19 protein-coding genes and 1 pseudogene are annotated in these 25,579 nt (G+C 37.6%); 8 read left to right on the top strand and 12 right to left on the bottom strand.

From position 1 onward, the window contains the following. The first annotated feature begins 121 nt into the window (after positions 1-121). Positions 122-1,333, top strand: a complete 1,212-nt coding sequence (locus G525_RS0104260; RefSeq protein ID WP_027125053.1) for a TlpA disulfide reductase family protein — start codon at positions 122-124, stop codon at positions 1,331-1,333. 90 nt (positions 1,334-1,423) lie between these two features. Here the strand turns inward: G525_RS0104260 and G525_RS0104255 are convergent, their stop codons facing one another. The 4 genes from G525_RS0104255 to recG all read right to left on the bottom strand — a co-directional run bounded on the left by G525_RS0104255 (position 1,424) and on the right by recG (position 6,897). Beyond that, positions 1,424-2,710 (bottom strand): alkaline phosphatase family protein, encoded by a 1,287-nt coding sequence (locus G525_RS0104255; RefSeq protein WP_027125052.1) that lies wholly within the window; start codon positions 2,708-2,710, stop codon positions 1,424-1,426. A 145-nt stretch (positions 2,711-2,855) separates the two neighbouring features. Further along, positions 2,856-3,437, bottom strand: a complete 582-nt coding sequence (locus tag G525_RS0104250; protein WP_027125051.1) for a MiaE family protein — start codon at positions 3,435-3,437, stop codon at positions 2,856-2,858. Between the two features lie 195 nt (positions 3,438-3,632). Next, a complete protein-coding gene (locus G525_RS0104245; protein ID WP_027125050.1) occupies positions 3,633-4,541 on the bottom strand; it encodes a serine hydrolase in 909 nt (302 codons plus the stop codon). Between the two features lie 253 nt (positions 4,542-4,794). Then, entirely contained in the window at positions 4,795-6,897 is a 2,103-nt protein-coding gene (recG, locus tag G525_RS0104240; RefSeq protein WP_027125049.1) for an ATP-dependent DNA helicase RecG, read from the bottom strand. Between the two features lie 192 nt (positions 6,898-7,089). Here recG and G525_RS0104230 point away from each other — a divergent pair, with 192 nt between their 5' ends. From G525_RS0104230 to G525_RS0104220, 3 genes are read left to right on the top strand one after another with little or no spacing between them, the layout of a single operon-like run. Then, complete coding sequence (locus G525_RS0104230; protein WP_027125047.1) at positions 7,090-9,087, top strand: M1 family metallopeptidase; 1,998 nt, start codon at positions 7,090-7,092, stop codon at positions 9,085-9,087. A gap of 41 nt (positions 9,088-9,128) precedes the next feature. Then, the gene (locus G525_RS0104225) at positions 9,129-10,043 is read left to right on the top strand and encodes a patatin-like phospholipase family protein (RefSeq protein ID WP_027125046.1); all 915 of its coding nucleotides are present in this window, start codon (positions 9,129-9,131) and stop codon (positions 10,041-10,043) included. Next, positions 10,044-10,952 carry a patatin-like phospholipase family protein gene (locus tag G525_RS0104220; protein WP_027125045.1) on the top strand — a complete coding sequence of 303 codons (909 nt, stop codon included), beginning with the start codon at positions 10,044-10,046 and terminating at the stop codon, positions 10,950-10,952. It abuts the gene before it with no gap. Positions 10,953-10,958: 6 nt separating this feature from the next. On the opposite strand, the gene G525_RS0104215 is transcribed toward G525_RS0104220, so the two are convergent. After that, positions 10,959-11,510, bottom strand: coding sequence for a DUF7935 family protein (locus tag G525_RS0104215; protein WP_245577724.1), 552 nt, complete (start codon positions 11,508-11,510; stop codon positions 10,959-10,961). A gap of 136 nt (positions 11,511-11,646) precedes the next feature. On the opposite strand from G525_RS0104215, the gene G525_RS0104210 reads away from it, so the two are divergent. Further along, a complete protein-coding gene (locus G525_RS0104210) occupies positions 11,647-13,215 on the top strand; it encodes a hypothetical protein (protein ID WP_027125043.1) in 1,569 nt (522 codons plus the stop codon). Between the two features lie 145 nt (positions 13,216-13,360). Here G525_RS0104210 and G525_RS0104200 read toward each other — a convergent pair whose 3' ends face one another. Continuing rightward, positions 13,361-14,635, bottom strand: a complete 1,275-nt coding sequence (locus tag G525_RS0104200; protein WP_027125042.1) for an amidohydrolase — start codon at positions 14,633-14,635, stop codon at positions 13,361-13,363. A 144-nt stretch (positions 14,636-14,779) separates the two neighbouring features. Between G525_RS0104200 and G525_RS0104195 the strand changes: the two genes are divergently transcribed. Further along, positions 14,780-17,095, top strand: a complete 2,316-nt coding sequence (locus G525_RS0104195) for an ATP-dependent helicase (RefSeq protein WP_027125041.1) — start codon at positions 14,780-14,782, stop codon at positions 17,093-17,095. Here G525_RS0104195 and G525_RS20200 read toward each other — a convergent pair. Further along, positions 17,087-17,992: pseudogene (locus G525_RS20200) on the bottom strand (alpha/beta hydrolase). The gene G525_RS0104195 and the pseudogene G525_RS20200 sit on opposite strands and share 9 nt — an antisense overlap. A 5-nt stretch (positions 17,993-17,997) precedes the next feature. On the opposite strand from G525_RS20200, the gene G525_RS0104185 reads away from it, so the two are divergent. Beyond that, positions 17,998-18,618, top strand: coding sequence for an L-threonylcarbamoyladenylate synthase (locus G525_RS0104185; protein ID WP_027125040.1), 621 nt, complete (start codon positions 17,998-18,000; stop codon positions 18,616-18,618). Between the two features lie 224 nt (positions 18,619-18,842). Here G525_RS0104185 and G525_RS0104180 read toward each other — a convergent pair whose 3' ends face one another. The 3 genes from G525_RS0104180 to G525_RS0104170 form a co-directional block, all read right to left on the bottom strand. After that, on the bottom strand, positions 18,843-19,709 hold the full coding sequence (locus G525_RS0104180; RefSeq protein ID WP_027125039.1) for an OmpA/MotB family protein: 867 nt from the start codon (positions 19,707-19,709) through the stop codon (positions 18,843-18,845). Between the two features lie 96 nt (positions 19,710-19,805). Further along, positions 19,806-20,819, bottom strand: coding sequence for a glycosyltransferase family 2 protein (locus G525_RS0104175; protein ID WP_035478983.1), 1,014 nt, complete (start codon positions 20,817-20,819; stop codon positions 19,806-19,808). 102 nt (positions 20,820-20,921) lie between these two features. Continuing rightward, positions 20,922-21,380 carry a type I restriction enzyme HsdR N-terminal domain-containing protein gene (locus tag G525_RS0104170; RefSeq protein WP_027125037.1) on the bottom strand — a complete coding sequence of 153 codons (459 nt, stop codon included), beginning with the start codon at positions 21,378-21,380 and terminating at the stop codon, positions 20,922-20,924. Between the two features lie 105 nt (positions 21,381-21,485). Between G525_RS0104170 and holA the strand changes: the two genes are divergently transcribed. Next, a complete protein-coding gene (gene holA, locus G525_RS0104165; RefSeq protein ID WP_027125036.1) occupies positions 21,486-22,490 on the top strand; it encodes a DNA polymerase III subunit delta in 1,005 nt (334 codons plus the stop codon). A gap of 237 nt (positions 22,491-22,727) precedes the next feature. On the opposite strand, the gene G525_RS0104160 is transcribed toward holA, so the two are convergent. Both G525_RS0104160 and G525_RS0104155 read right to left on the bottom strand, forming a co-directional pair. After that, positions 22,728-24,617 (bottom strand): OmpA family protein, encoded by a 1,890-nt coding sequence (locus G525_RS0104160; protein WP_027125035.1) that lies wholly within the window; start codon positions 24,615-24,617, stop codon positions 22,728-22,730. A gap of 10 nt (positions 24,618-24,627) precedes the next feature. Beyond that, positions 24,628-25,569 (bottom strand): PorP/SprF family type IX secretion system membrane protein, encoded by a 942-nt coding sequence (locus tag G525_RS0104155; protein WP_035478980.1) that lies wholly within the window; start codon positions 25,567-25,569, stop codon positions 24,628-24,630. Positions 25,570-25,579: the final 10 nt, after the last annotated feature.

Raw genomic sequence — 25,579 nt, 5'->3', positions numbered from 1 at the left:
CGTTTTTAAATATGGCGTAAAGATAATAATAGTATATAGTTATTGAAATTGAAAATTATTTTATTTTAGATGTTTTTTCACCTTAAATTGCCCCACTCAATTCAAAGTTTTTAAACCGCGTATGAAGTATTTGCTTATCATTCTTTCTGCTTTCACAATAGTTTCCTGTAATATCGATTTCTCAAAAAAAATGCCTCACGGGCATTGGTTAGGTGAGATGGTGTTGAATGACAAAGTAAAATTACCTTTTAATTTTGAGGTCACATCTGATAAAAGCCTAAAAATTCTGAATGCAGAAGAAGTGATTTTGGTAGATGATGTAACCTATCGAAATGATTCGGTTATAATCAGAATGCCTGTTTTTGAGGGTTATTTTGCCGTAAAACTGACGGATGAAGAGATGATCGGTCATTTTATTAATGAAAGTTTGGAAACGCGCATCCCGTTTAAAGCGACATTTAATGCTAAACGTCGTTTTGAGATGAAAGAAGCACCGGCAACTGATATCTCTGGAAACTGGGAAGTTGTGTTTAGTCCTGATTCTCAAGAGGATCTTTACATGGGGAAAGGGATTTTTCAACAAACTGGAGCAAAGGTAACAGGGACTTTTAGGACCAAATTAGGTGATTATAGATATTTAGAAGGGGTACTTAGTGGTGATGAATTAAGAATGTCTGCATTTGACGGTTCTCATTCGTTTTTATTCGTTGCCACAGTTAAGGATAGTACACTGAAGGGTGTTTTTTATTCAGGTAATCATTGGAGTACTACATTTGAGGCTAAACGAAATGAGCATTTTGAATTGCCGGATGCTGATGGGCTCACGTCGTTACATAAAGATTATGAGCGGTTTGAGTTTAATTTTCCTGATGAAAATGGGAAAATGCTCTCTCTGGCAGACAAGCAATTTGAGAATAAAGTGGTTGTAGTACAACTCATGGGGTCTTGGTGTCCTAACTGTTTGGACGAAAGTGTGTTTTTTTCTGAATATTATAAAATCAATTCTGAGAAGAATATCGCATTTGTTGCACTTGCCTTCGAAAACGCAAAGTCAGATGCTTTGGCATTTGAAAATATAAAACGATTAAAGGATCGATTGGGTATCGAATATCCAATTTTGTTGGCCCAATCTGGGTCTTCTGATAAAGTGGAGGCTCAAAAGAAGTTGCCAATGTTGCAACAGGTGGTCTCATACCCAACGACCATTTTTATTGACAAAAAAGGGGAGGTCCGAAAAATTCATACAGGTTTTAATGGTCCTGCAACTGGAGATAAGTATATCGCGTTCAAAAAGGACTTTAGTACATTTTTGAACACCCTTTTGGAAGAGTAGGTTTGTTCTAAATTTAAAAAGAAAATATTTCTATCAGCATTCGTCTAAATCAGTTAGGTCTTATTTTTTTTCTTCTAACTTTCCGGAGCTTTATTCGGTTTTTAGCACACTTTTGATCATCTCTAAACTTCCATCAATATCTCTTGGGATTTCAAGATTTAAAATCTCACAGATCAATGGGTAGATTTCAATGTTTCTTATGGCGCCCAGAGAAAATCCTTTTTTAAAGGCTGGTCCCTTGGCGTAAAAGATACCAGCCATATCTTTGTGTTCTGGGCCGTATCCATGGACGCCCACACTGTGGATCGCGGCTGTTTTCATGGTTTCAATTTTTCCCTTTGTAGAAAAATAGTAACCATAATCGGGTTGTACCTGTATGGCGCCCCAGTCTTTGTTTTTAGGAACGTATTCAAACCCTGGTGTGTCTGCGGTTTTATAAACTTTAAAATGATGTTCTTTTTTCTTTAAATTGCGTATTATCGCATCAATATTTGATCCCTTTTTTGGATGAAGACTTACTAGACTTCCATTATCAATTGTCGAGTATAAGCTATCATTTTTTATGGTCTCAATTTCTAGAAAATTTTTCGTTGAAAGATCTGACATGCCATGATCTGAAACTATGATGATATTTACTGGCAGAGCGGTAGATTTTACACCTTTAAAAAGATCGCCAAGATTTTGATCCAGTTTGAAGAGTGCCTGCTTAATTTTAACTTCATTGCTTGGCCCGTACCTGTGGCCCACATCATCCATATCCGAAAAGTATAGGGTGATTAAGTGAGGCCTTTCTTTCTCGGGCAAAGACAACCATGTCATAGCTTGTGCAATACGTGCTTCATTTTTTACAGCGCCATCATAACGGTAATAATAGGTTGGTCTTATGTCTTGAATTTTAGATTCAGAACCGACAAAAAAATAGCTTGCGGATACCATTTGACTTTTATCTGCTTGGGCCCAAATTGGAGAGCCTCCGTAAAAGCTGCCGTCTTCCACCATTTCCCTGTTCCTGTTTTCATAAGTGCGCTCTTTTTTGTAGCTATAAAAGGTATTCCCAATGATGCCATGTTTGTCAGGATACATCCCTGTTGCAATAGAATAGTGGTTTGGAAATGTTTTAGAAGGAAACGAAGGGGTTAAATACTCCGATTGAATGCCGTTTTCAATAAAGTTGGTGAGATGTGGAGGCTTGTATTTATCGACATAATCCCAACGGAAACCATCTAGGGAGATTAAGATGACGTATGGTTTTTTAATTGAAGCCTTTGAGTTTTGGGTTAAACCTTGTTCTGAGACATGAGACGAGGATTTGCAAGATAAAAAACTAATGCTAATTAAGACTAGAACAATGAGCTGCCAAGGGATTCTTTTGATCATATTATGAGTTCGTTTTTGGTGATGTAGAAGGTATGCTGTGATTATTTTATTGAGATGCTAAGCCATTGCGGTTGACTAAGAAGAGAAGAAGAATAAAGTTAAAAGTTCAGATATATTGACTGTCGCTAACTGCTGCTTAGATAGACTATCCATGAATACTTTCACTCTTTCCATAACTTTTGATTAATTCGCCTTCAAATTCCACAAGTTCTTTCCAGCGTTTATCAACATCGATATCTTTTCCATATTTTCGAGCATATCCTATAAAAAGGGTGTAGTGACCAGCTTCGCTGACCATTAAATCATAATAAAACTTTGCCAGTTCTGGGTCTTGTACATGTTTTGATAGCATTTTAAAGCGTTCGCAACTTCTGGCTTCAATCATTGCCGAAAATAATAACCGGTCCACCATACTCTGTAATTGGTTGCCGCCTTTATTCATAAACTTATAAAGTTTGTTGACGTAGCAGTCTCTGCGTTCTCTTCCTAAGGTATAGCCTCTTTTTTTAATGATCTCGTGGACCATTTGGAAGTGCTCTAATTCCTCCTTAGCCAATTCCAATAAATCAGTCACCAAATCAACATATTGCGAATTGTTAGTAATGATGGTAATAGCATTCGTGGCAGCTTTTTGCTCACACCACGCATGGTCTGTTAAAATTTCTTCTATGTTCTCTTCGGCAATAACCGCCCAACGTGGATCGGTTTCTAATTTTAAGTGTAGCATGTGATATCCGTGGACTATTAAACTTTTGAAATAATCTTCGAAGATAGTGATATTTTAAGATGTTGTTTAAAGCCAATACACATGAAAAAATGCAATTCTCAACAAGTTGGACTGTGTTATTAGGTTTTATAGTAGTATTAGCCTTATGATTAGCGCAATAGAGAGACATATGAATATGATATATAACTTCTTTGCTCAATTGCTGATGGCATAATCATAAATTGTTTTAGATATGTTGGCCAATTGATCGGTTCCTTGGTCGAAATCCTTTAAGTTTTTAGAGAGCAGAACTAAAATATAAGCGCGGCCATCCGGCAAATAAACAATTGCTGCGTCATGATGAACTCCAGTTATTGAGCCTGTTTTGTGAGCTACTTCAATCTCCTTAGGTAAATACAGCGGAATAATATCATTGTGCTGTTGGTCTTTTAAAATAGCAATCATGGCGTCACAATCCTTTTGATTGCCAGCAGTTTTATTAGCGATAGCTTCCATAATAACCATTAAATCCTTCGCGGTGGTAGAATTGCTCAAGCCCTTGTCATAAGCTTTCTGGTCTTCAACGCCTCTCAAAACTTCTATGTCTTTGGCGCCTAAACGGCGCATTGAAGCCGTGACTTTTTTAGCATCCACGAGTTCTATTAGAACGTTGGTGGCCAAATTGCTGCTTACGGTAATCATACTGTGCATCAAATCCCACAGCGCCACTTTGGTACCTATTTGACTGTAAATAATATCGTCACTATCATCATTGATGTCCATGCTATATAAACTGCCGTCCACAATACTTTTAAACTCATTTTTTAATAAAATGGAGTCTTTCAAATCTAATTTCCCTTCGGAGGCTTGTTTGAACAATTCAATCATCACAGGTACTTTCATCGTGCTTGCCGCATGAAACTTCTCATCGGCATTAATCAATAGACTGTCTTTAGGTTCAGAAAGACTATAAAAAGCAACAGCAACTGTGCCTTCAATGGAATCTATTTGATTCTGAATGGTTTTTTCTAGATCTTCTTTTTTAGAGTGTTTTTCTTGACAAGAAGAAATTAAAAAGCTAAATGAAAATAGGCTTATTGCAAAAAGCGTGTTGAAGGATTTCATATTTTTAATCAGTTTATGAATCAATTACCTGAAATTTATCGTTTTGAATCTAATGGATTTCACTCAAATTTATGAAATATCTGTCATTTTAGTTGGGAAGTATGCTCTTTTAAAAAATCTGAAGCGTTTACGATGAAAAATTTTCCACGAAACCTGCAGATTGCTCATTGTCTATTCTGTCCTATTTTGAACAGATTTGAATTGTTTTTGATAACCCGAAAACAGAGATTGCCAACTAACTAAAGACCAAAACTCACGAAATATAATTCCATATATTCTTATACTTAACGAGTTGTCCGTAGGTATGCCGCAGTACTTTATTCTCAGGAGCGGATAGCGACGGGTCAGCCTTTAAGATAGCCTTAGCGTGGTAGCGTGCATGTTGTAAAATATCCTTATCCTTGATGACATCTGCTATTTTGAGATTCAACACGCCACTTTGTTGGGTTCCCATTAAATCACCCGGGCCACGAAGTCTCAAATCCACTTCGGCAATTTCAAATCCGTCATTGGTGCTGACCATGGTTTGTAAACGGGTCTTACTGTCTTCACTGAGTTTGTGGCTGGTCATCAAAATACAATAGCTTTGCTCGGCACCACGGCCCACACGGCCTCTCAATTGATGCAGTTGTGACAACCCGAAGCGTTCAGCGCTTTCGATAATCATTACGGAAGCATTTGGAACATTCACACCCACTTCAATAACCGTTGTGGCCACCATAATTTGAGTTTCCCCTTTAACAAACCGCTGCATCTCGAAATCTTTATCGGCCGGCTTCATTTGTCCGTGAACGATGGAAATTTGATATTTAGGCATGGGAAACTCTCGAGCGATACTTTCATAACCATCCATCAAATCTTTATAATCCATTGTTTGGCTTTCCTGGATCAACGGATATACGATATAAACCTGTCGTCCTTTTTCAATTTCATCTCTGATGAATCTAAAAACTTTCAGCCGATTTTTATCGTAGCGATGGACGGTTTTTACGTCCTTTCTTCCGGGTGGTAATTCGTCTATAACGGACACATCCAAATCACCATAAACTGACATGGCCAAGGTTCTCGGAATTGGAGTTGCGGTCATGATTAAAATGTGTGGAGGCGATGTGTTTTTATGCCATAATTTACTTCGTTGCGCCACTCCAAAACGATGTTGTTCGTCAATGATTGCCAGCCCCAAATTCTTAAATTTCACCTTGTCTTCTAGTAGGGCATGGGTGCCAATTAAGATATCTAATGTGCCATTTTCAAGTGCTTCATGAATTTTCCGTCTAGTTGAAGCTTTAGTTGATCCTGTAAGTAGTTCTATTCTGATGTTCAGATTTTTACATAGTTGTTCTAAACCTTGGTAGTGCTGAACTGACAAAATAGCAGTCGGCGCCATTAAGCAGGCTTGAAAACCGTTGTCAAGCGCCATTAACATTGACATTAGCGCAACTATGGTCTTCCCGGAGCCGACATCACCTTGCAGTAGGCGGTTCATTTGGGCATTGCTTCCTAAATCGGCCCGAATTTCTTTTAAAACACGTTTCTGCGCGTTGGTCAAATCGAAGGGTAAATGCTCTTGGAAAAAGGTGTTAAAGTAATGGCCTACATGTTCAAAATTATAGCCTTTAATTTTTGTTTTATGGATCAGATTTTTAATGATCAGTTGCAATTGAATGTAGAATAATTCTTCGAATTTCAAACGGTATTGTGCCTGTGCCAAGAGCTTATTGTTTTCGGGAAAATGGATGTTAAAAAGCGCTTTGTTTTTGGAGATTAATTTGAGTTCCGAGCGTAAGTTTTCAGAGAGCGTTTCTTCAAACCGACCTTTGGTTTCCAAAAATAAGTGCTGCATTATCTTGTTCAAGACCCGATTGCTGATGCCTTTATTTGTTAGTTTTTCTGTAGATGGATAAATGGGTTGCATGGCGGATCTTAAATTCTTTTCATGGTCCTCCAATAGCTCCATTTCGGGATGCGGCATATTAAAAACGCCATTGAACCAATTTGTCTTTCCAAAAATCACATATTTTTTACCGATTTTGATGCTCTCCCTGATCCATTTTTGGCCTCTAAACCAAACCAGTTCTATGATTCCAGTATCATCTTTAAAGGTTCCGATCAAGCGTTTTGCACGTCCTTGTCCCATTTCTTTAAAGCCCGATACTTCTCCAATAATCTGAACGTCAGCGCTATTTTGTTGCAATTGATTGATTTTGTAGTATTGGGTTCTATCGATATAGCGATGGGGAAAAAGGTTGATTAAATCTTGATACGTATGGATGCCAAGTTCACTGCGGAGTAAATTCGCACGATTTGGACCGACACCTTTCAGGTAGTCTATAGGGGTTTGAAGATTGGTATTCATATATTTTCTTGCGAGGTGGAAATTATCTAAAATACCGGATTATGGTTCTTTAGGTCTTCTGGATTCCACTTTATTTAATGGCTATTTCACAAAGTTACACAAAGAAAAAGAAGTTTCACAAAGGGGTGTTGGCATTGTGAAATTATCGTTTTTATTTTCTTATTTTGGCCATATCTTAACTAAAACCTACAGATGAGGAGTTGCTTAGTATTTATTTTTGTATTTCTATTTGGAACAGCTTCTGCGCAGCAAACTGATAGGGTTGATTTTAAAAGAGTCAAGGCGGAACTTGATTTTAAAGAAGCGTCAAGGGTTTCGGGGGTTGTTTTCATTTATTTTAAAACTTTGAATAATATCCATTCTGTCTATATTGACGCTAAAAATATGGAGTTTAGGGGTGTAACATTGAAAAATATCGCGACAGATGCTGTTGAGACCAGTGATTTCAGACTTGAAGCAGATAAAATCGTCATTTTAAACAATTTTGAAAAAGATAAGGACTATGTATTAAGCTTTTGGTATTCGGCTGAACCCAAAAAAGCATTGTATTTTGTAGGCGATCAGATATGGACACAAGGCCAGGGGAAATATACGAGTAACTGGCTGCCAAGTATTGACGATACAAATGATAAGATTGAATTCGATTTGTCGCTATCCTATGAAGATGGCTTTGAGGTGTTGGCCAATGGCGCGCTTCTTTCCAAAGAAGCTATCACGCAGAATCAAAACAAATGGGATTATGATATGAGTAAACCTATGAGCAGTTATCTTGTTGCTCTCGTTATTGGAAGATATAATAAAAAGACGCAATTTTCAGAAAGTGGTATTCCTTTAGAATATTATTATTATTATCCAGAAGATTCTTCAAAGGTAGGACCAACCTTTCATTATAGCAAGCAAATGTTCGATTTTCTTGAAAAGGAGATAGGAGTAGCCTTTCCTTGGGAGGTCTACAGGCAGGTTCCAGTCAAGGACTTTTTGTATTCTGGGATGGAAAACACGACTTTGACGATATTTTCAGATGCTCTCGTGGTGGATGACATTGGGTTCAATGACCGGAATTATGTCAACGTCAACGCCCATGAACTCGCCCATCAATGGTTTGGAGACTTGATAACCGCAACAAATGGAGAACATCATTGGTTGCAGGAAGGTTTTGCGACGTACTATGCGCTTTTAGCGGAACGTGATGTGTTTGGCGATGATTATTACTATTGGCGCTTACAAGAGTATGCGCAACAGCTTCTGGAACAGGAGAACGCTGGAGAAGGCACCTCTTTGCTCGATCCGAAATCCAGCAGTTTAACCTTTTATCAAAAAGGCTGTTGGGCTTTACATGTCTTGAGGGAACAGGTTGGGGGTGATAATTTTAAGTTGGCAGTTGAGAATTATCTCCAAAAACATAAGTACAACAACGTTAAAACTTCTGATTTTATAAAGGAAGTTGAAAGCAAAAGTGGTCTAGATCTATCGGGATTTGTAAAAACCTGGCTAGAAGACATCGTGCTGCCTCAAGATGCGATGATTAAGAGCTTAAAGCAATCAGGTTTCATTCAAGAATATATGGATGTAAGCTGTGAAAGCTATCCTTCAAAATGTGGGGATTATCTCGTTTCTGACATATCTGATAAGGCAAAAGTGAAAATTCTTTCAAAAGAGAGCTATCAAGTTAAGTTGGAGGATTTTAATAATGGTTTAGAAGTTCGGCAGGCCATTGCGCAAAAGCTAACACGTATCCCATCTGAATTTAAGAATGTTTACGAAACTTTTTTGAAAGATTCGTCCTATGTAACCATCGAAGCCGCATTGTATAATTTGTGGGTTAACTTTCCTTTGGATCGTTCAAAATATTTACAGCAAACTAAGGCTATTTATGGATTTAGTGATTATAATGTTAAACTGCTTTGGTTGGTCTTGCATTTGAATACTGTAGAATATCAGCCAGATAAAAAACAAGTGGTTTTTGAAGTGCTGAGGGGTTATACGGATCCGGATTTTGGTTTTGAACTCCGAATGAATGCTTTTAATTATCTCAAGCTGATCAATGGTTTTGATGAGATATCATTAACCAATTTAATACAGGCAACATCCCATCATAATTGGCGCTTTCAGCAGTTTGCAAAACGATTATTGGTAGAGCTGCGGGAGGTTGAAGCTTATGAGCAGATGATTGATGAAATTAAGAATTAAAAATTAAGTATTGTTTTAAGGCACAAATCAGAAACCAAAACATGAGGGCATTAGTGATATCAGGAGGAGGTAGTAAAGGGGCTTTTGCCGGTGGGGTTGCCCAGTACCTTATTGAAAACAAGAAGTTGGATTACGACTTGTATATTGGTACTTCTACAGGTAGTTTGTTGGTGTCTCACTTGGCGTTGAATAAGGTAAAGGAAATCAAGGAGATTTATACCAATGTTGCTCAAAATGATATTTTTAATGTGTGCCCGTTTAACATCAAAAGGAAAAAAGGAATTGAAACCATTAGTATCAATCACTTTAATGTGTTGCGAAATCTTTTCAGAGGGCGCAAAACCTTTGGTGAAAGTCACAACTTGAAAAAACTCATCAAATCACATGTTACGGAAGAAGGGTTTGATGCATTACAAGCGCTGAAGGCTGATGTGGTGGTAACGGTTTCTAATTTGTCACTTAATCAGGTTGAATACAAGTCGGTTAAGGATTTTGATTATGATGAATTTTTAGAGTGGGTTTGGATCTCCTGTAATTACACGCCTTTTATGACATTGGTTAAGAAAAATGGATGCGAATATGCTGATGGCGGATTGGGGTCTATGGTGCCGATTGAGGAAGCTATCCTGCGAGGGGCAACCGTTGTGGATGCTGTGATTTTACAAACGGAAGTGACCCAATTAAATAGAATGCCATCTTTGAACGCATTCTCGTTGTTGACCAATATGTTTTCGTTTATGTTGGACCGCATAGAGTTTCAGAACATACGCATCGGAAAATTTGTCGCAAAAAATCAAGATGCAATTATTAATTTTTATTACACCCCAACGGTCTTGACAACCAACGCCTTGGTATTTAATAAAGATAAAATGAGCTCTTGGTGGCAAAGTGGCTTTGATTTTGCAAAATATAAAAATGAAGAAACAAGCCCCTTGGAACCCGAGAAAACAGAATAAATGAAGAGAGCATTAGTAATTTCAGGAGGAGGAAGTAAAGGGGCATTTGCTGGAGGTGTTGCCCAATACTTAATGGAACATCAGGGTAAAAACTATGATATGTTTTTAGGGACATCCACGGGGAGTCTGTTAATTCCTCATTTGGCCGTCAATGATATAGGTAAATTGTATGATGTTTTTACCAATGTGAGCCAGAAGGATGTTTTTAGCACCAGTCCGTTTGTGCAGCATAAAAAGGACGGACGGGAATTTGTTTCCATTAACTATTTTAATTCTCTAATTCAGTTTGTTAAGCGAAAGCGAACCTTCGGGGAGAGTGGTGCCTTGCGCAAAAACATCAAGCGTAATTTCACAAAACATGAGTTTAATAAAATCAGGACATCAGGAATTGATGTTATTGTAACCGTTTCAAATCTTACAAAAAGCACGGTGGAGTATAAGTCCATAAAAGACTTTGGATATGAGGAATTCTGTGATTGGATATGGATTTCGTGTAATTATATTCCGTTTATGTCATTGGCGGTCAAAGAAGGGTGTGAATACGCCGATGGGGGTTTTGGTTGCGTTGTGCCTATAAGAGAAGCTATTTTAAGAGGGGCTACCGAGATTGACGCGGTAATTTTGGAATCTGAAAACATGGAAGGTAATAAGGTTTTAGGGAAAAATCCATTTTCGCTCATGATGAACCTTTTTTCTTATTTGATGGATCAAGTAGAAAAAAGCGATGTGACCATCGGGCAATTAGCGGCCATAAATCAAAATGTAAAACTCAATTTGTACTACACGCCCACCACATTAACAGAAAACTCATTGATTTTCAGTAAAAAGTTAATGGCCAAGTGGTGGGCTCAAGGCTTTAATTATGCGAAATCAAAACACCAGACGGTGCCGGATGAGCATTTGCTTTAATGCTGCTTACCACATTTCACTTGCTTCTTTCTTGATATAGGATAAAGCGGCATCGCTAGGGGCGCGTTTTTCCATCATTTCTGTCAAAATAACTTCTCTGAGCTTATTTGCAGTATCAGTTTTTTCTAAAAGGCTTGCTTTTCTGATGAGTTGAATGGTGGCGTTTTTAGCCGCGCAAATAACGTTCCAACAGTCATTGGTAATATATATTTGTTGGGCCAAATTATGTTCAAATTCTTGTTCTATGCTTGCTATAAGTAAGCTTTCGTAATCGTCTTTATTTGAAGATGTTGGAGACACCCTAATAAGTAATTTTGCAGGGGTGATGCGCTCCATAAAAATAACCATTCTTTCATAGGCCAGTAGGCGTAACGGCATGGCATTAACTTGTAAGTCTTTATGCAATAAAAAGCGCCTTCTGCCATCTTCGTTCTTGGTGTGTTCCCTAAAAAAATAATAGGCCACAAGTCCGGTGATTATTGCGGGAATTGCATAAAGTAAGGCGTCAATTAGTTTTGTTCCTAAGTCCATATTGGAGTGAAAAATTTTATCAAACATAAGATGTTTTTTTTAAAATTCATTAAGAAATTAAAAAAATAGATATTTGCAAGCTATATGGTTTCAGGGTTTTTGCAATTCGAAATTTTATATTTAAAAATTAAAACGGAAGTCTATTAAAACCTATCTTTATCTTATGACAAGACCTTTAAAAATCACACTTATAACCTTGCTGACGTTATTGGTGCTCACTATTGTGGGATATTTTGTGGCAAATTCAATGCTGACCTCAAAACTTGAAAAGTTCCTAAAAACCGAGCTGCCCGAAAATCTTAGCGTGGATTATGAATCCTTGGAGGTCAGTATATGGGGTGGGCGTGTTATGTTGGTGCAGCCAAAAATCGTGAAAATAGGCACTTATACTTTAGAAAACAATGCTGAAGTGGTGCTAGATACTTTATTGGTGGACGGATTTGGATTATGGAGCTACCTGGTCAATGATAAGATTCATGTAGAAAACGTGCAGTTGAGAAGTCCTAAAATGCTGTATAACCACAATAGTGCTATTCCCAAAAAGGAATACAAAAATTCTTCTCCAGAGCAGTTAAAGCAGAAGCTTCAATTAGATAGGTTTAATATTCAAAATGCTGAAATAACCGTCAAGGATGTTGAAACGGATTCTCTTTTGTTATATGCTGAAAAATTAACTGCAAATGTCCTCGGGATTACGGCGGATAACGCCTCCATTCAAAATTCTATTCCTTTTAATTATGAAGATTATAATTTATCATTCCATGAGTTTTTTAGTGCTGCCGGCCAATATGAAAATCTAACAATTTCTTCCGCAAGTATAACTCAAGAAAAAGTGGCGATTGACCATTTGAAGTTTTACACGAAATATTCTAAGGCAGAGTTTGATAAAATGCTTTCTATTGAGCGCGATCATTTTGACGTATCCATATTATCGTTGGTTCTAGAGGATCAAAAATTTGGATTTGAAAAGGATTCCCTGTTTTATTTTAAAAGTCCAAAAGTAACATTCGAAGATCCTGAACTACGCATTTATAGAAATAAATTAATCGCTGATGATCTAACACGTAAAAGCCTTTATAGTAAAATGTTGAGAGAGCTTAAGTTCAATCTTACTTTAAGTTCTGTTTTATTAAGAAATGCTACGATTAAATATTCTGAAAAAGTAAATAGTGATATGCCGGCAGGTGAGCTAGCATTTACAAAATTGAATGCAGATATAAAAAACATCAGTAATACTTATGGTGAATCGGAAAAAACGATTTTAGATATTGATGCTGTTTTTATGGAAAAAACCCCGCTAAAAGTCATTTGGGATTTTGATGTCAATGATGTGAACGATGTGTTTGGGTTCAAAATTGATATTGGTAAGTTGCCAGCACCCGATTTGAATCCGTTTTCGCAACCCAATTTAAAAGTGAAACTTGAAGGCGAATTGCTACAAACCTACGCGACGATTTCTGGCGATGCGAATACTTCCCGCGTTACCATGAGAGCCAAGTATGATGATTTTAAGGTTGAGATACTGGAAAAGGATGGTCGTAACAAGAACAGTGTCTTATCGGCGATTGCAAATCTATTTATTGCAAAAGGCAGTGATAAGACTTCAGATGGGTACAGAGAAGGATCTAAGGAAGGGATTGATAGAGATCATACCAAATCTATCTTTAATTTTCTTTGGATAAGTGTTAAGGCAGGATTAGCAAGTATCTTGACAGGTGATGGCAAGAAATAGATGGAACTTTTGGGGCCAAGAATTGAGCTAAGAAACATGTTTCAAGAATTAAGATGTTGGGATCAACGAACCAACTTTTATAAAGAAAAAATGAGGTTTTTAAATCTCGAAACTTTAAATTTTCCTAGAAATTAGAAACTAGCTTTTAATCAAGCTTTAAATAATCAATTGCCAACTGGGTCATTGTTTTAACACCCAAAAGCAAACCGCTTTCATCAATGATAAAATCTTGCGTGTGATGTGGAAAAGCTTCCGTATTTCCCGGTGTCATGCCACCCAAAAAAAAATACAATCCGGGTACAACTTCTTGAAAATAGGAGAAATCTTCTCCACCAGTTACGGCTTTGGTAAGCACCACATGATCAGCTCCTGCTACTTTTTGAAGCGTCGGCAACATGGTTGTGGTTAAATCGGGATCATTATAGGTTATGGACGTAAAGTTCTCAAATGTAATTGTAGCTTCGCCGCCATAGGCTTTGGCAATCGTTTCGGTCATTTCCGTCATCCGCTTGATTATTTTCGCTTTCATGTCGGTATCTAAAGAACGGACGGTTCCAATGAGTTCGGCGCTTTCAGGAATAATATTGAACCGCACCCCACTGGTTATTTTTCCAACGGTAATCACCGCGGCTTCCTCGGTCAGATCAGATTCCCTGCTGATTATAGTTTGCAGCCCGTCAATGATTTTGGCAGAAATCACAATAGGGTCAACGCCAAGCCAAGGTTGGGAACCATGACTCTGTTTCCCTTTTATATGAATCACAAATCGTTCTACTGCGGCCATGATACCACCAGACTTGTACTTAATAGTTCCAACTGGGGTGGCCGAGTTGATATGCAGGCCGAAAATGGCATCGACCTTTGGTTCTTTCAGAACGCCTTCCTTGATCATGAGTTTGGCGCCGCCCTCTTCACCTGGAGGAGGGCCTTCTTCTGCAGGTTGGAAAATGAATTTTACAGTACCGTTAATCTTGTCTTTATGTTTGGATAGTACTTCGGCAACACCCATCAAAATGGCAATATGCGTATCATGTCCGCAGGCATGCATGACTCCGGTTTTGGTGCCCATAAATTCTGCTTTGACATTCGATTTAAACGGCAACTCATTTCGTTCAGTGACCGGAAGGCCGTCAATATCTGCTCTTAGCGCCACAACTTTGCCGGGGCTATTTCCTTTTAACACCCCAACCACTCCGGTTTTTGCAACACCAGTTTGAACTTCAATGCCCAAGGATGTTAAGTGTTCAGCAATAGTTTCTGCAGTTTTAAATTCCTGATTGCTCAGCTCCGGATGTTCATGGAAATGACGTCTCCACTCGACTACTTTAGGTTCGATGATCTTAAAATCATTTTCTAAATTAGTTTGAGCGTTAAGAATGAAACCTCCAGAGAGACTGAAAATAAGACAGAAATATTTCATAGGAAAGAAATTTTGTAATCATTCTAAAGATATTCAAATTATTTTAGAGTTTAAAACAAACGGAATTGTTTATAATTATTGATAAAAACGTTTACTATAAACCTAAGCTTTGGTTAATTTCACGGATTAATAATTGGAAGAGATTTGGAAAAATATTTAAGTCAGTTAAATGAAGCGCAGTTAGCACCAACACTGCAAAAAGATGGCCCTATGATTGTGATTGCGGGTGCTGGTTCTGGTAAAACTAGGGTGTTAACTTATAGGATTGCCTACTTAATGAGTTTGGGGGTTGACGCATTCAACATCTTATCGTTGACGTTTACAAATAAAGCTGCTCGTGAAATGAAGGCTAGGATTGCTGATATTGTAGGAACAAGTGAAGCCAAAAATCTTTGGATGGGCACGTTTCACTCGGTTTTTGCTAAAATATTGCGCATCGAAGCCGACAAATTGGGCTATCCGAATAATTTTACCATTTATGACGCGCAGGATTCACAACGGTTGATTGGTGCCATTATCAAAGAAATGGGTCTTGATAAGGATATTTATAAAACCAAACAGATAAGTTCTCGAATATCATCCTATAAAAATAGTTTGATCACCGTGAAAGCTTATTTTCAAAATTCTGATTTGATTGAAGCCGATACCATGGCCAAACGTCCGCGACTTGGAGATATTTACAAAAACTACGTGGATAGATGCTTTAAGGCAGGCGCCATGGACTTTGATGATCTGTTATTAAAAACCAACGAATTGCTGACGCGTTTCCCGGATGTGCTGGCGAAATATCAGAATCGGTTTCGTTATATCTTGGTTGATGAGTACCAAGATACCAACCACTCGCAGTATTTAATTGTTAGGGCGCTCGCTGATCGCTTTCAAAATATTTGCGTCGTTGGAGATGATGCACAGAGTATATATGCCTTTAGGGGTGCTAATATTAGTAATATTTTAAATTTTCAGAAGGATTATGACGATGTAAAAATGTTCCGTTTGGAGCAGAATTACCGATCGACCAAAAATATTGTCAATGCTGCCAATTCCATAATCGATAAAAACCAGACCAAACTTGAAAAAGTGGTGTGGACCGCCAATGATGAAGGTGGAAAAATAAAGGTACACCGATTGATGACTGATGGCGATGAAGGCCGTTTTGTGGCAAGTTCCATTTTTGAAAACAAAATGGAAAATCAATTGATGAATAGTGATTTTGCTATTTTATACCGTACCAATGCACAATCTCGTGCTATGGAGGACGCTCTGAGGAAACGTAGTATTCCTTATAGAATTTATGGTGGATTATCTTTTTACCAACGTAAAGAGATTAAGGATGTCTTGTCTTATCTAAGGTTGATCATCAATCCCGCCGATGAGGAAGCGCTTAAACGCGTCATCAATTTCCCAGGACGTGGGATTGGTCAAACTACTATAGATCGATTAGTGGTGGCTGCAAACGGCTATAACCGTTCTATTTTTGAAGTGATGAAGCATATTGATAAGATAGAAATCAATATCAATTCAGGTACAAAAAATAAGCTGAAGAATTTTGTCACCATGATTGAGAGTTTTCAGGTGATGAACCAAACTGCCAACGCGTTTGATTTGGCGGAACACGTGACCAAGGTGACCGGACTTATTAAGGAATTTAAAAATGATGGTACTCCTGAAGGGATTGCCAAGATGGAGAATATTGAGGAGTTGCTCAATGGAATCAAGGATTTTGTGGAAGGTCAGGAAGAATTGGCGGATGCCACTGGTGCCTTGCCTGAGTTTTTGGAAGATGTGGCCTTAGCAACCGATTTGGACGCCAATAAGGGTGATGCGGATCATGTGGCCTTAATGACCATTCACTTGGCCAAAGGTTTGGAGTTCCCATACGTTTATATTGTGGGCATGGAAGAAGATCTCTTTCCGAGTGGGATGAGTATGAATACGCGTAGTGAGCTGGAGGAGGAGCGACGTTTATTTTACGTAGCCTTGACCAGGGCAGAAAAGCAGGCCTATTTGACTTATACGATGTCACGCTACCGTTGGGGCAAATTGATTGATGCTGAACCAAGCCGTTTTATAGAGGAAATTGACGAAAACTTCGTGGAGATTATGACTCCGGTTGACGATAGACGTTTCAATCCTATGTTATCTGCGGATATCTTTGGAGATGTGGAACCTGACCAAATCAGATTTAAAAAACCTACGAAACGAAAATTGGAAGCAAAACCACCTAAGTTTATTCCGCCCGCCAAATTAAAACCTATTGGTAAATCTACGGGAAGTCCTGATGTCAATTTGTTCGATGGCAAATTAACGGTAGGCAATGTAGTGGAACATATGCGTTTTGGTAAAGGTGAAGTCCTAAAAATTGAAGGTGTGGGCGCAGATACGAAAGCGGAAATAAATTTTGAGCACGGTGGTGTCAAAAAGTTATTATTGCGCTTTGCAAAGTTGGATGTATTAGGTTAATGTGAAAATTATAAATGCTTTTAATTTTGACCATGTATCCAATAGTTCAAGTCCTACCAAACCGTGACCAGCATTTTCATAGAGTGTAAATTCATGGGTGACGCCCAATTGTTGTAAACGAGTAGTCATGTCAGTCCCCTGGGTTGTGGGAACCAACAAATCTTGGCCACCATAAAATAAAGTTGTTGGTGGTGATTGAACAGTGACACGATGGTATGGGCTGACTTCTTCCAAAAAATCAGTTGTGGCAGCAATACCATACAAGTTCATCAAATTACGAATGTTCGGGTCGGTAGTGTTTAAATAGGCGGGATCTGTAAAGTTTGTAGGCCCAACAATACTGCACACCATTTTCACATCGTTTTTGCTATCAAAAGTATAGCTCCAAAGCAATGCTAAATGTGCGCCCGCACTAACACCAACGAAACCATAATCGTCAGACAGGACCTAATAATCCTGTTTTTCTTTAAGATGATCTATCACAGAAGTAAGATCTTCAATCTGCATGGGATACGGATTGTGATTGGCGTCTGCCAATCTGTAGTTGATGTTTACTATGGCAATGTCGGGCAAATCTAAACGCATAATATCCTTAAATGCATTCATGTCAACTTTATCGCCACCGGACCATCCACCGCCATGCACTAAAACTATGACTTTTGTTGTATTACTTCGGTTTCTAGGAAGGTATAAATCAAATTTTTGATGATTACTTGGGCCATAACTAATATCCAGCTCTTGATAATATTCTGTTGGATTGAGGCCATCAACATTTGTCTCAGTGCTGTCTTTAGTACAAGAAAATGAAATTGAAGCAACGATAATACTGAGTAATATTAGTTTTATAGCTTTCATGATGAAAATATTAATTACTTTGTAAACGTAATTCCAACACACATAGTATGGCTGAATTTATTAGAATATATGAAGAGAACCCGAATGCCAAAGAAATTAAAAAGGTCATTAAGGTTCTTAAAGATGGGGGATTGATTATCTATCCAACAGATACTGTTTACGGTTTAGGCTGTGATATCAATAATATAAAGGCTTTAGAGCGCGTTGCACAAATAAAAGGAGTGAAATTGGATAAAGCTAACTTTTCTTTTATCTGCTATGACCTGAGTAATTTAAGCGATTATGTAAAGCAAATAGATACCACCACATTTAAGATCTTAAAACGTGCATTGCCTGGTCCGTATACGTTTATTCTTCCAGGAGCCAAAACGCTTCCGCATCCTTTTAAAAAGAAAAAAACAGTAGGTATAAGGGTGCCAAAAAATAATATTGCTTTAGAAATTGTAAAGCAATTGGGGCGTCCAATTATTTCGACATCTATAAGAGATGAGGATGAAATTATAGAGTATACCACAGATCCTGAGTTGATTTTGGAAAAATGGGATAATCTTGTGGATTTGGTAATTGACGGTGGCTATGGTGATAATTTAGCATCCACTGTGATTGATCTGTCTGAAGAAGTTCCTGTGATTGTGAGGGAAGGAAAAGGGAGTTTGGAAATTTTTTAAAATGGTTATAGTTTTTACTACATGAAAGTTCTGACCAATTATTTTGAATTCTCTATCAACTTAAAAAAAAAAACAACTATTTCACGTGCGCTCATAGAGTGATGTCTTTTTTCTTGATAAAATTATTAAATAGAAATTAAAATAGAGATTCCTGCCTGCGCAGGAATAAAAAAAGCTCAACCGTTAAGTTGAGCTTTTTAAGTATATACTAATTTTATTGCTTCTTACTTTTGGTCTTCAGCAATCATGTTTTTCATTTCTTTTTCAACCATATCATAGAACTGGTCAATTTTAGGAAGTACTAAAATACGTGTACGTCTGTTAATAGCTCTGTTCTCAGCGCTGTCATTTGGTACCAATGGCACGTATTCGCTACGTCCAGAAGCAATAAGTTGTTTAGGGTTGACGCCTAACTCTTCCAATACTCTAACAATAGAAGTTGCACGTTTCACACTTAAATCCCAGTTATCCTCGATGATGCCACCTCTTTTGTAAGGTACACTATCTGTATGGCCTTCAACCATACATTCAAAATCAGGTTTTCCGTTGACTACAGTAGCCACTTTGCTTAAGATGGTCTTAGCTTTAGAGGTCACGTTGTAGCTCCCACTTTGGAATAATAACTTATCGGCGATAGAAATATAAACCACACCTTTCTCAACATTTATCTGAATGTCTGGATCGTTAAGACCAACGTCTTTCTTCAAACTTGTTACAATAGCAAGAGTAACACTGTCTTTTTTAGTTAACGCGTCTTGTAAACGTGTGATTTTAAGATCTTTTTCTTTTAAACTCTCAAGAGATCTTTCAAGATTCTCAGCACCTTTTTGAGTTAAAGTTGTTAGGTTTCCTTTAGTATCAATTAGGTCTAAATTTGTTCTACGCATGTCAGCCAATTGTTCTTGTAGACCTTCAACACGTGCTTGTGCGGTAGCTCTTTCTGATAAACAACTGTTTAGCTTTACTGTTGCGGTATTCAATAAATCTTGTGTTTCTTTTTGTTTGGCTTCAAGCGCTGTGTATTCTTTTTTCGATACACATGAACTTAAAACCAACAATGAAAACACACTTAATAACATGATTTTTTTCATAATGGTAGTGATTAAATAATTAAAAATTTAACAAGCCAAAATTATACAAAAAATGCCAATTTCACGAAGAATTAACAACTATTTTAACACATTTGATTATTGGTCAAAAATCTTGTGTTTTCTTATATAATAAAGCCATAAAATGGATCTTACATTATAGTATTTAACTTCTGTATTAAGTGATAGATTTGTTCGTGCTATTTTTCGTTTTTTCAGTAAGTTTGGAAGTTTCAAATAAAAACTTCCATGTGCTTTAAGAACTGCAAGGATATGGGAGAACTTAAATTCTAAAAAGAACTTCAAACTTGCAACACCATCGAGAATCAATCGGTAAAAAATTAAAAAGAACAGGTTATTGGGTGCGTTTTTTGTCAACGTAAATAAACTGTTCCTAAAGTTAAGATAGGTTTTTTTAGGATTTGTAGTGTTGAGGGTAGCTCCACCCACATGAAATACGGTAGAACTGCCCACGTACTTTGTGCTGTATCCTGAGTTATGTGCTCGCCAACATAGATCGATTTCTTCCATATGGGCAAAAAATGAATCGTCAAAACCATTTAAGGATTCAAAAACCGATTTTCTAATAAAAAAACACGCGCCAGAGGCCCAAAAGATTGTGGTGGTGTCATTATATTGGCCAACATCCTTTTCTATGGTATCAAAAATACGTCCTCTACAATATGGATATCCTAATTGATCAATAAATCCGCCTCCAGCTCCGGCATATTCAAAATACATCTTGTTTTTATAGTCGAGAATCTTTGGTTGGATTATGGCCGTCTTGCTTTCTCTCCTAAAAATATTGAGAATAGGAGAGAGCCAATCTGCGGTAACCTCAATGTCACTATTTAAGAGACAAAAGATATCCTCATCCACATGTTTTAACGCCTCATTATATCCTTTGGCATAGCCGCCATTTTCCTCATTTTGAATGATTTTTACAGCGGGGTAATTTTGCTTTAAAAATCGGATGGAATCATCGGTGGATGCATTGTCAGCCACATAGATATGGGCTTCCTTTGAATACAAAATCACTGAAGGAAGAAATTTCTCCAACAAGCTTTTACCATTCCAATTTAATATAACAACTGCGATTTCTTTTTTAGCCACAAATACTTTAATTTTTACTTATTAAATACCAAATACCAAATACCAAATACCAATATCCAAATTCCAATTCCATAAAGTAAAATTAGAAATCCCTAATCGCTATCACTTCACCTCATGCCTCCCGTAATCAGGAATATCCTTCAAAAACAGATAACTCTCTTTTTCAAAATCCATCTGGCAATAATAGTGATCCAATCCATTGGTCACCATTAAATAATTGGCTTTCAATGCCAGATTATACCGGGCTATTTGATCAAAAGTAGTTTGCTCGATTTGAATTTTTGGAGCTTTACATTCCACAATTAAGTGCACGTCTCCTTGCGTGTTGAATACCACAATATCATAGCGTTTTTTCAAACCGTTTATAACCATTTCCTTTTCAACATTAATCAACGAATGCGGATAGTTTTTTTCAGTCATCAAGTAATGCACACAGTGTTGTCGTACCCATTCCTCTGGTTGTAAAATGATAAATTTTTTACGAACGACGTCGAAAATAGATACTTTATTTTCGCTATTTTTGAATCGGAACGAAAACTTTGGAAAATTGAGTGGTTGCAAGACTTCTTGTTTAAATATTGCCAAAGTTAATCTTCAATAACTAAATACCAAATTCCCTACGGTTAAATCGGAATGTGGTGATGAGAATCTCAAAATTTACAAAGTTTGGACGAAGTAAAACAGTTAGCTGCTGATATTAAGAACAGAAAGTTGAAACCCATTTATTTCTTAATGGGGGAAGAACCTTATTATATAGATAAGATTTCAGATTTTATTGAGGATAATGTGCTTACTGAGGAGGAACGGGGTTTCAATCAGATGGTGCTCTATGGACGTGACGTTTCTATTGATGATATTGTAGGCAACGCCAAACGTTTTCCAATGATGGCGGAATATCAGGTAATCATTGTAAAAGAAGCGCAGGATTTAGCAAGAAGCATTGAGAAATTGGCGGATTATGCTAAACAGCCACAGCCAACTACCATCCTGGTGATGAACTATAAGTACAAAACGATCGATAAGCGTAAATCATTATATAAAACCCTGAATAAAATGGGGGTGGTTTATGAAAGTAAAAAACTTTACGAAAATCAGGTGGCCGATTGGATAAGACGTGTTTTGGCACCAAAAGATTACACCATTTCTCCAAAAGCTTCGCAGATGCTTGTGGAGTTTTTAGGGACGGATTTGAGCAAAATCAATAACGAACTTAATAAATTACAAATTGTTTTACCTAAGGGTACTCAGATTTCTCCAGAACACATTGAAGAAAACATAGGTATCAGTAAGGACTTCAATAATTTTGAGTTGCGCAAGGCCATTGGCGACGGTGACATCAAAAAAGCCCATCAAATTGTTAATTATTTTGCCGAAAATCCTAAGGACAATCCTATAGTTGTAACCGTAGCCTTATTGTTTAATTTCTTTTCACAATTGTTGTATTTTCATGGAATGAGCGATAAGTCACCCCGGAATGTGGCTTCTGCATTAAAGATCAATCCGTATTTTGTGAATGAATATATAACGGCGGCTAGAAATTTCCCGATGAGAAAAGTGAGTGGAGTTGTGGCCACCTTACGCGAGTTTGACGTTAAAAGTAAAGGCGTGGGATCAAATGCGGTCCCTCAAGGTGATTTGCTAAAGGAATTGCTGGTGCGCATTATGAGATAAATAAAACACAAGTCTTTAAAATATGTCACTAGTTTTTATGTAAATGACTTTGTTGGTGTCAAAAATCTAATCCTCTCCTGAAATATTTAGTGTGATGAACCTAGTCTTATCTATTGCCCCAAAACCTAAGTAAAGCAGGAATAATTCCAACTTTTTTTTAAAGCCTCATTAAGGTACATAGCCAGATCGTCTGTCTGGCTGTATTGTCATTCTCTATTTAGTGATTTGGTTATCTTCTTATTTCATAATTATAAACTCACAACGTCTGTTAATGGAATGTTCTTCTTCACTACAGTCCTTGCCACAATCAACTAACGGTAAGCGCTCCCCATAACCCTTAGATCTTAAACGCTTTCTTTCGATTCCATTTTCAACCATGTATTCAAGCGTTGCAGCCGCTCTATTATGTGACAAAGCTAAATTGTAAAGGTCCGAAGATCTATTGTCAGTATGTGCTCCCAATTGGATTTCCATGCGCGGATATTTATTCAACAAATCTACCAAAACATCCAATGTCCTTGCCGCCTGAGGTTTGATTTCATATTTGCCGAAATCAAAATATATATTTTCTAATTCAATATAAATATACCCATCATCTTTGGTGACTACAATATCTTCGGCATCATCATAGGATTCAATGGAAAGCTCAATATTAAAAGTGATTTTTCCGTCATCATTTGTGGTAAACGATTCAGAAGTTGGAATGTAGAAATCCCGATGCCCTTCAAGAACATATGTTTTATTCGGTTCTGTATTAAACACATATCGCGCATCGCCACCAACTACCATTTGGCCAACCACCATATCGTTTTCGTCGTATAAGGTAACGGTTGTCCCTGGAAGTATATTCTTCGTGATTTTATCCCTTACATCACCTTCAACCGTAAACTGACGTTTGTTTTCTTTGCGCTCAAATGCATACAAATTATCGTAGCCGGCGCGGTTGGATGCAAAATAGCCCATATTTTTTTCTTCATTGAGGACATATCCAAAATCGTCCATCTCGGTGTTAATGGTTTCTCCCAAATTTAGAGGCTTGGAATACATGCCATCAAAAATTTTACTCATAAAAATATCCAATCCACCCATACCTTGATGGCCGTCAGAAGCAAAATAAAGTGTTTCATCTTCGCCTACAAAGGGGAATTGCTCTCTGTGTTTGGTATTGATTGTCCTTCCCGTATTGATTGGTTGGCTGTAAGAGGTCTCAACATAGCCTTCGTAATGATCAATAATATCAACATAAAAAATATCGAAAGATCCTAGGCTTCCGGGCATATCACTTGAAAAATACAATCGTGTATTGTCGTGGTTAAGCACCGGATGTTGAGTGGAATAGAGATCGCTATTAAAAGGGAGTTCTGTGATATTTGTCCATAGGGTATCTTTTAATTCGGCTTTATAAAGCTTAACGGTAGCAACCAATTCTTCGCCAATTTGAACTCTGTTTTCGTTGGTTCTTGAAAAGTACATCGTTTTTCCGTCAGACGTAAAAGTTGCATTGCTCTCATGCGTTTTCGTATTGATTTCCGCCGAAAATGGCTGGATATTAATGAGTTTGTTATCTTTGGAGACATCCGCTTTATACAGGTCGAGATAGGGCTGATTGTTCCAGCTATAAACTGGATTTTCACGATTTCTAAACGATGAAAATACCACTTTGTCTCCATAATAGGCAATCCCGAAATCACCGGTTCGCGAACTTTGGTTCATCAAGTTGGTCTCATAGTTAAAAGGAATAATCCGGCTAAGGTTTTCTTTAAATTTCTTGGTATCCACGACATAGCCAAGATATTCTCCCATTATTTCATCGGCTTTCTCATAATCCTTTGCGCCTCTTAAGGCTTGAGCATATCTAAAATAGACTTCCTGGTTTAAGCTGTCTTTATATTTGGTAAAAAGACCGTTGTAAGGGGTCCTTGCCATTTTCATCTCAGAATTATAATAATATGAATCGGCCAAATTCTGAAGTACTTCTTGGCTTTGGTCGAGCGCACGGTACATTTTTGCAGCTTCAACGTACGACTTTTGTTCAAAAAGTTTGTTGGCCTTTTTCAAGCTTGGTCTTTGCGCATGTAGGGTCCATGACGCTGTAAGTAAACATAAAAGTAGGCAAATGGTTCTCATGTGAATTGTTTTAGAAAAATCTTGGCGATTTATCATATCCTTTTGGGTTTCCTAATTTGTCGATATCAAATAAAATCATAATTTCATGGGTGCCTGAATTGAATTTACCCAGATTAGATAAGGTGTAGTCATAAGCATAGCCAATGCGCATGGATTGACTTATCCTGAAATTAGCAAGACCGGTGACCGCATCATCAAACCGATACCCAGCACCAATTTCAAGAACATTGTTAAATAGGACGTTGGCGGTTAAATCTAGGGATAGGGGGGCTCCAGAAACCGCTTTGGTCATAAAGGCCGGTTTTAATTTGAGCTGTTCATTTATCTCAAATACATAACCTCCAGTTAGAAAGAAATGAAGCGCTTCCACACCGTTTGCTACAATGCCACTATCTTTCTCAAGATGTTTTGAATTCAATAAGTTAGGTGCAGACAAACCGACGTAGTAATTGTCTCCAAATAAATAAGCACCTGCACCAATATTAGGAAATGTTTTACTCAGGTTATTGGCAAAAGCCGGGTCTGGCAAATCATCCGAATATATAAATCCGTTAAAATTTGTATTGAAAAATGTGGCTCCTGCCTTGACACCTAGGGATAATTTTGTGGTTTCCCCAAGTGACAATATATAGGCAAAATCAGCATAGACATTGGTTTCATTCACTACATTTCCAATTTGATCGTTAATGACAGAAAGACCAACCTGAATTTTTTCCTGTAATGGCACATGAACAAAAAGAGAGCCCGTATTTGGAGCACCTACAGTTCCTACCCATTGTGAACGGTATAAAGCACCCACATTGATTTCATCACCTTCAGTAGCGTAGGCCGGATTAATGACGCTCATATTATACATGTATTGTGTGTATTGAGGGTCTTGTTGGGCCATGCTGAAAAGTCCTACTAAGAGTAGACAACCTTGCAGCGTATATTTTAAACTTTTAATTATCATAGATACCATT

The organism is Gelidibacter mesophilus DSM 14095 (genome assembly GCF_000423005.1).
Lineage (GTDB): Bacteria > Bacteroidota > Bacteroidia > Flavobacteriales > Flavobacteriaceae > Gelidibacter > Gelidibacter mesophilus.
Note: the sequence above shows the minus strand (reverse complement) of the source record. Positions and strands in the feature narration are given on the sequence as shown.

Bases quoted from the DNA above. Each gene is read 5' to 3' on its own strand.
- G525_RS0104260 (WP_027125053.1), top strand. From the start codon at position 122: ATGAAGTATTTGCTTATCATTCTTTCTGCTTTCACAATAGTTTCCTGT.
- G525_RS0104255 (WP_027125052.1), bottom strand. From the start codon at position 2,710: ATGATCAAAAGAATCCCTTGGCAGCTCATTGTTCTAGTCTTAATTAGC.
- G525_RS0104250 (WP_027125051.1), bottom strand. From the start codon at position 3,437: ATGCTACACTTAAAATTAGAAACCGATCCACGTTGGGCGGTTATTGCC.
- G525_RS0104245 (WP_027125050.1), bottom strand. From the start codon at position 4,541: ATGAAATCCTTCAACACGCTTTTTGCAATAAGCCTATTTTCATTTAGC.
- recG (WP_027125049.1), bottom strand. From the start codon at position 6,897: ATGAATACCAATCTTCAAACCCCTATAGACTACCTGAAAGGTGTCGGT.
- G525_RS0104230 (WP_027125047.1), top strand. From the start codon at position 7,090: ATGAGGAGTTGCTTAGTATTTATTTTTGTATTTCTATTTGGAACAGCT.
- G525_RS0104225 (WP_027125046.1), top strand. From the start codon at position 9,129: ATGAGGGCATTAGTGATATCAGGAGGAGGTAGTAAAGGGGCTTTTGCC.
- G525_RS0104220 (WP_027125045.1), top strand. From the start codon at position 10,044: ATGAAGAGAGCATTAGTAATTTCAGGAGGAGGAAGTAAAGGGGCATTT.
- G525_RS0104215 (WP_245577724.1), bottom strand. From the start codon at position 11,510: ATGTTTGATAAAATTTTTCACTCCAATATGGACTTAGGAACAAAACTA.
- G525_RS0104210 (WP_027125043.1), top strand. From the start codon at position 11,647: ATGACAAGACCTTTAAAAATCACACTTATAACCTTGCTGACGTTATTG.
- G525_RS0104200 (WP_027125042.1), bottom strand. From the start codon at position 14,635: ATGAAATATTTCTGTCTTATTTTCAGTCTCTCTGGAGGTTTCATTCTT.
- G525_RS0104185 (WP_027125040.1), top strand. From the start codon at position 17,998: ATGGCTGAATTTATTAGAATATATGAAGAGAACCCGAATGCCAAAGAA.
- G525_RS0104180 (WP_027125039.1), bottom strand. From the start codon at position 19,709: ATGAAAAAAATCATGTTATTAAGTGTGTTTTCATTGTTGGTTTTAAGT.
- G525_RS0104160 (WP_027125035.1), bottom strand. From the start codon at position 24,617: ATGAGAACCATTTGCCTACTTTTATGTTTACTTACAGCGTCATGGACC.
- G525_RS0104155 (WP_035478980.1), bottom strand. From the start codon at position 25,569: ATGATAATTAAAAGTTTAAAATATACGCTGCAAGGTTGTCTACTCTTA.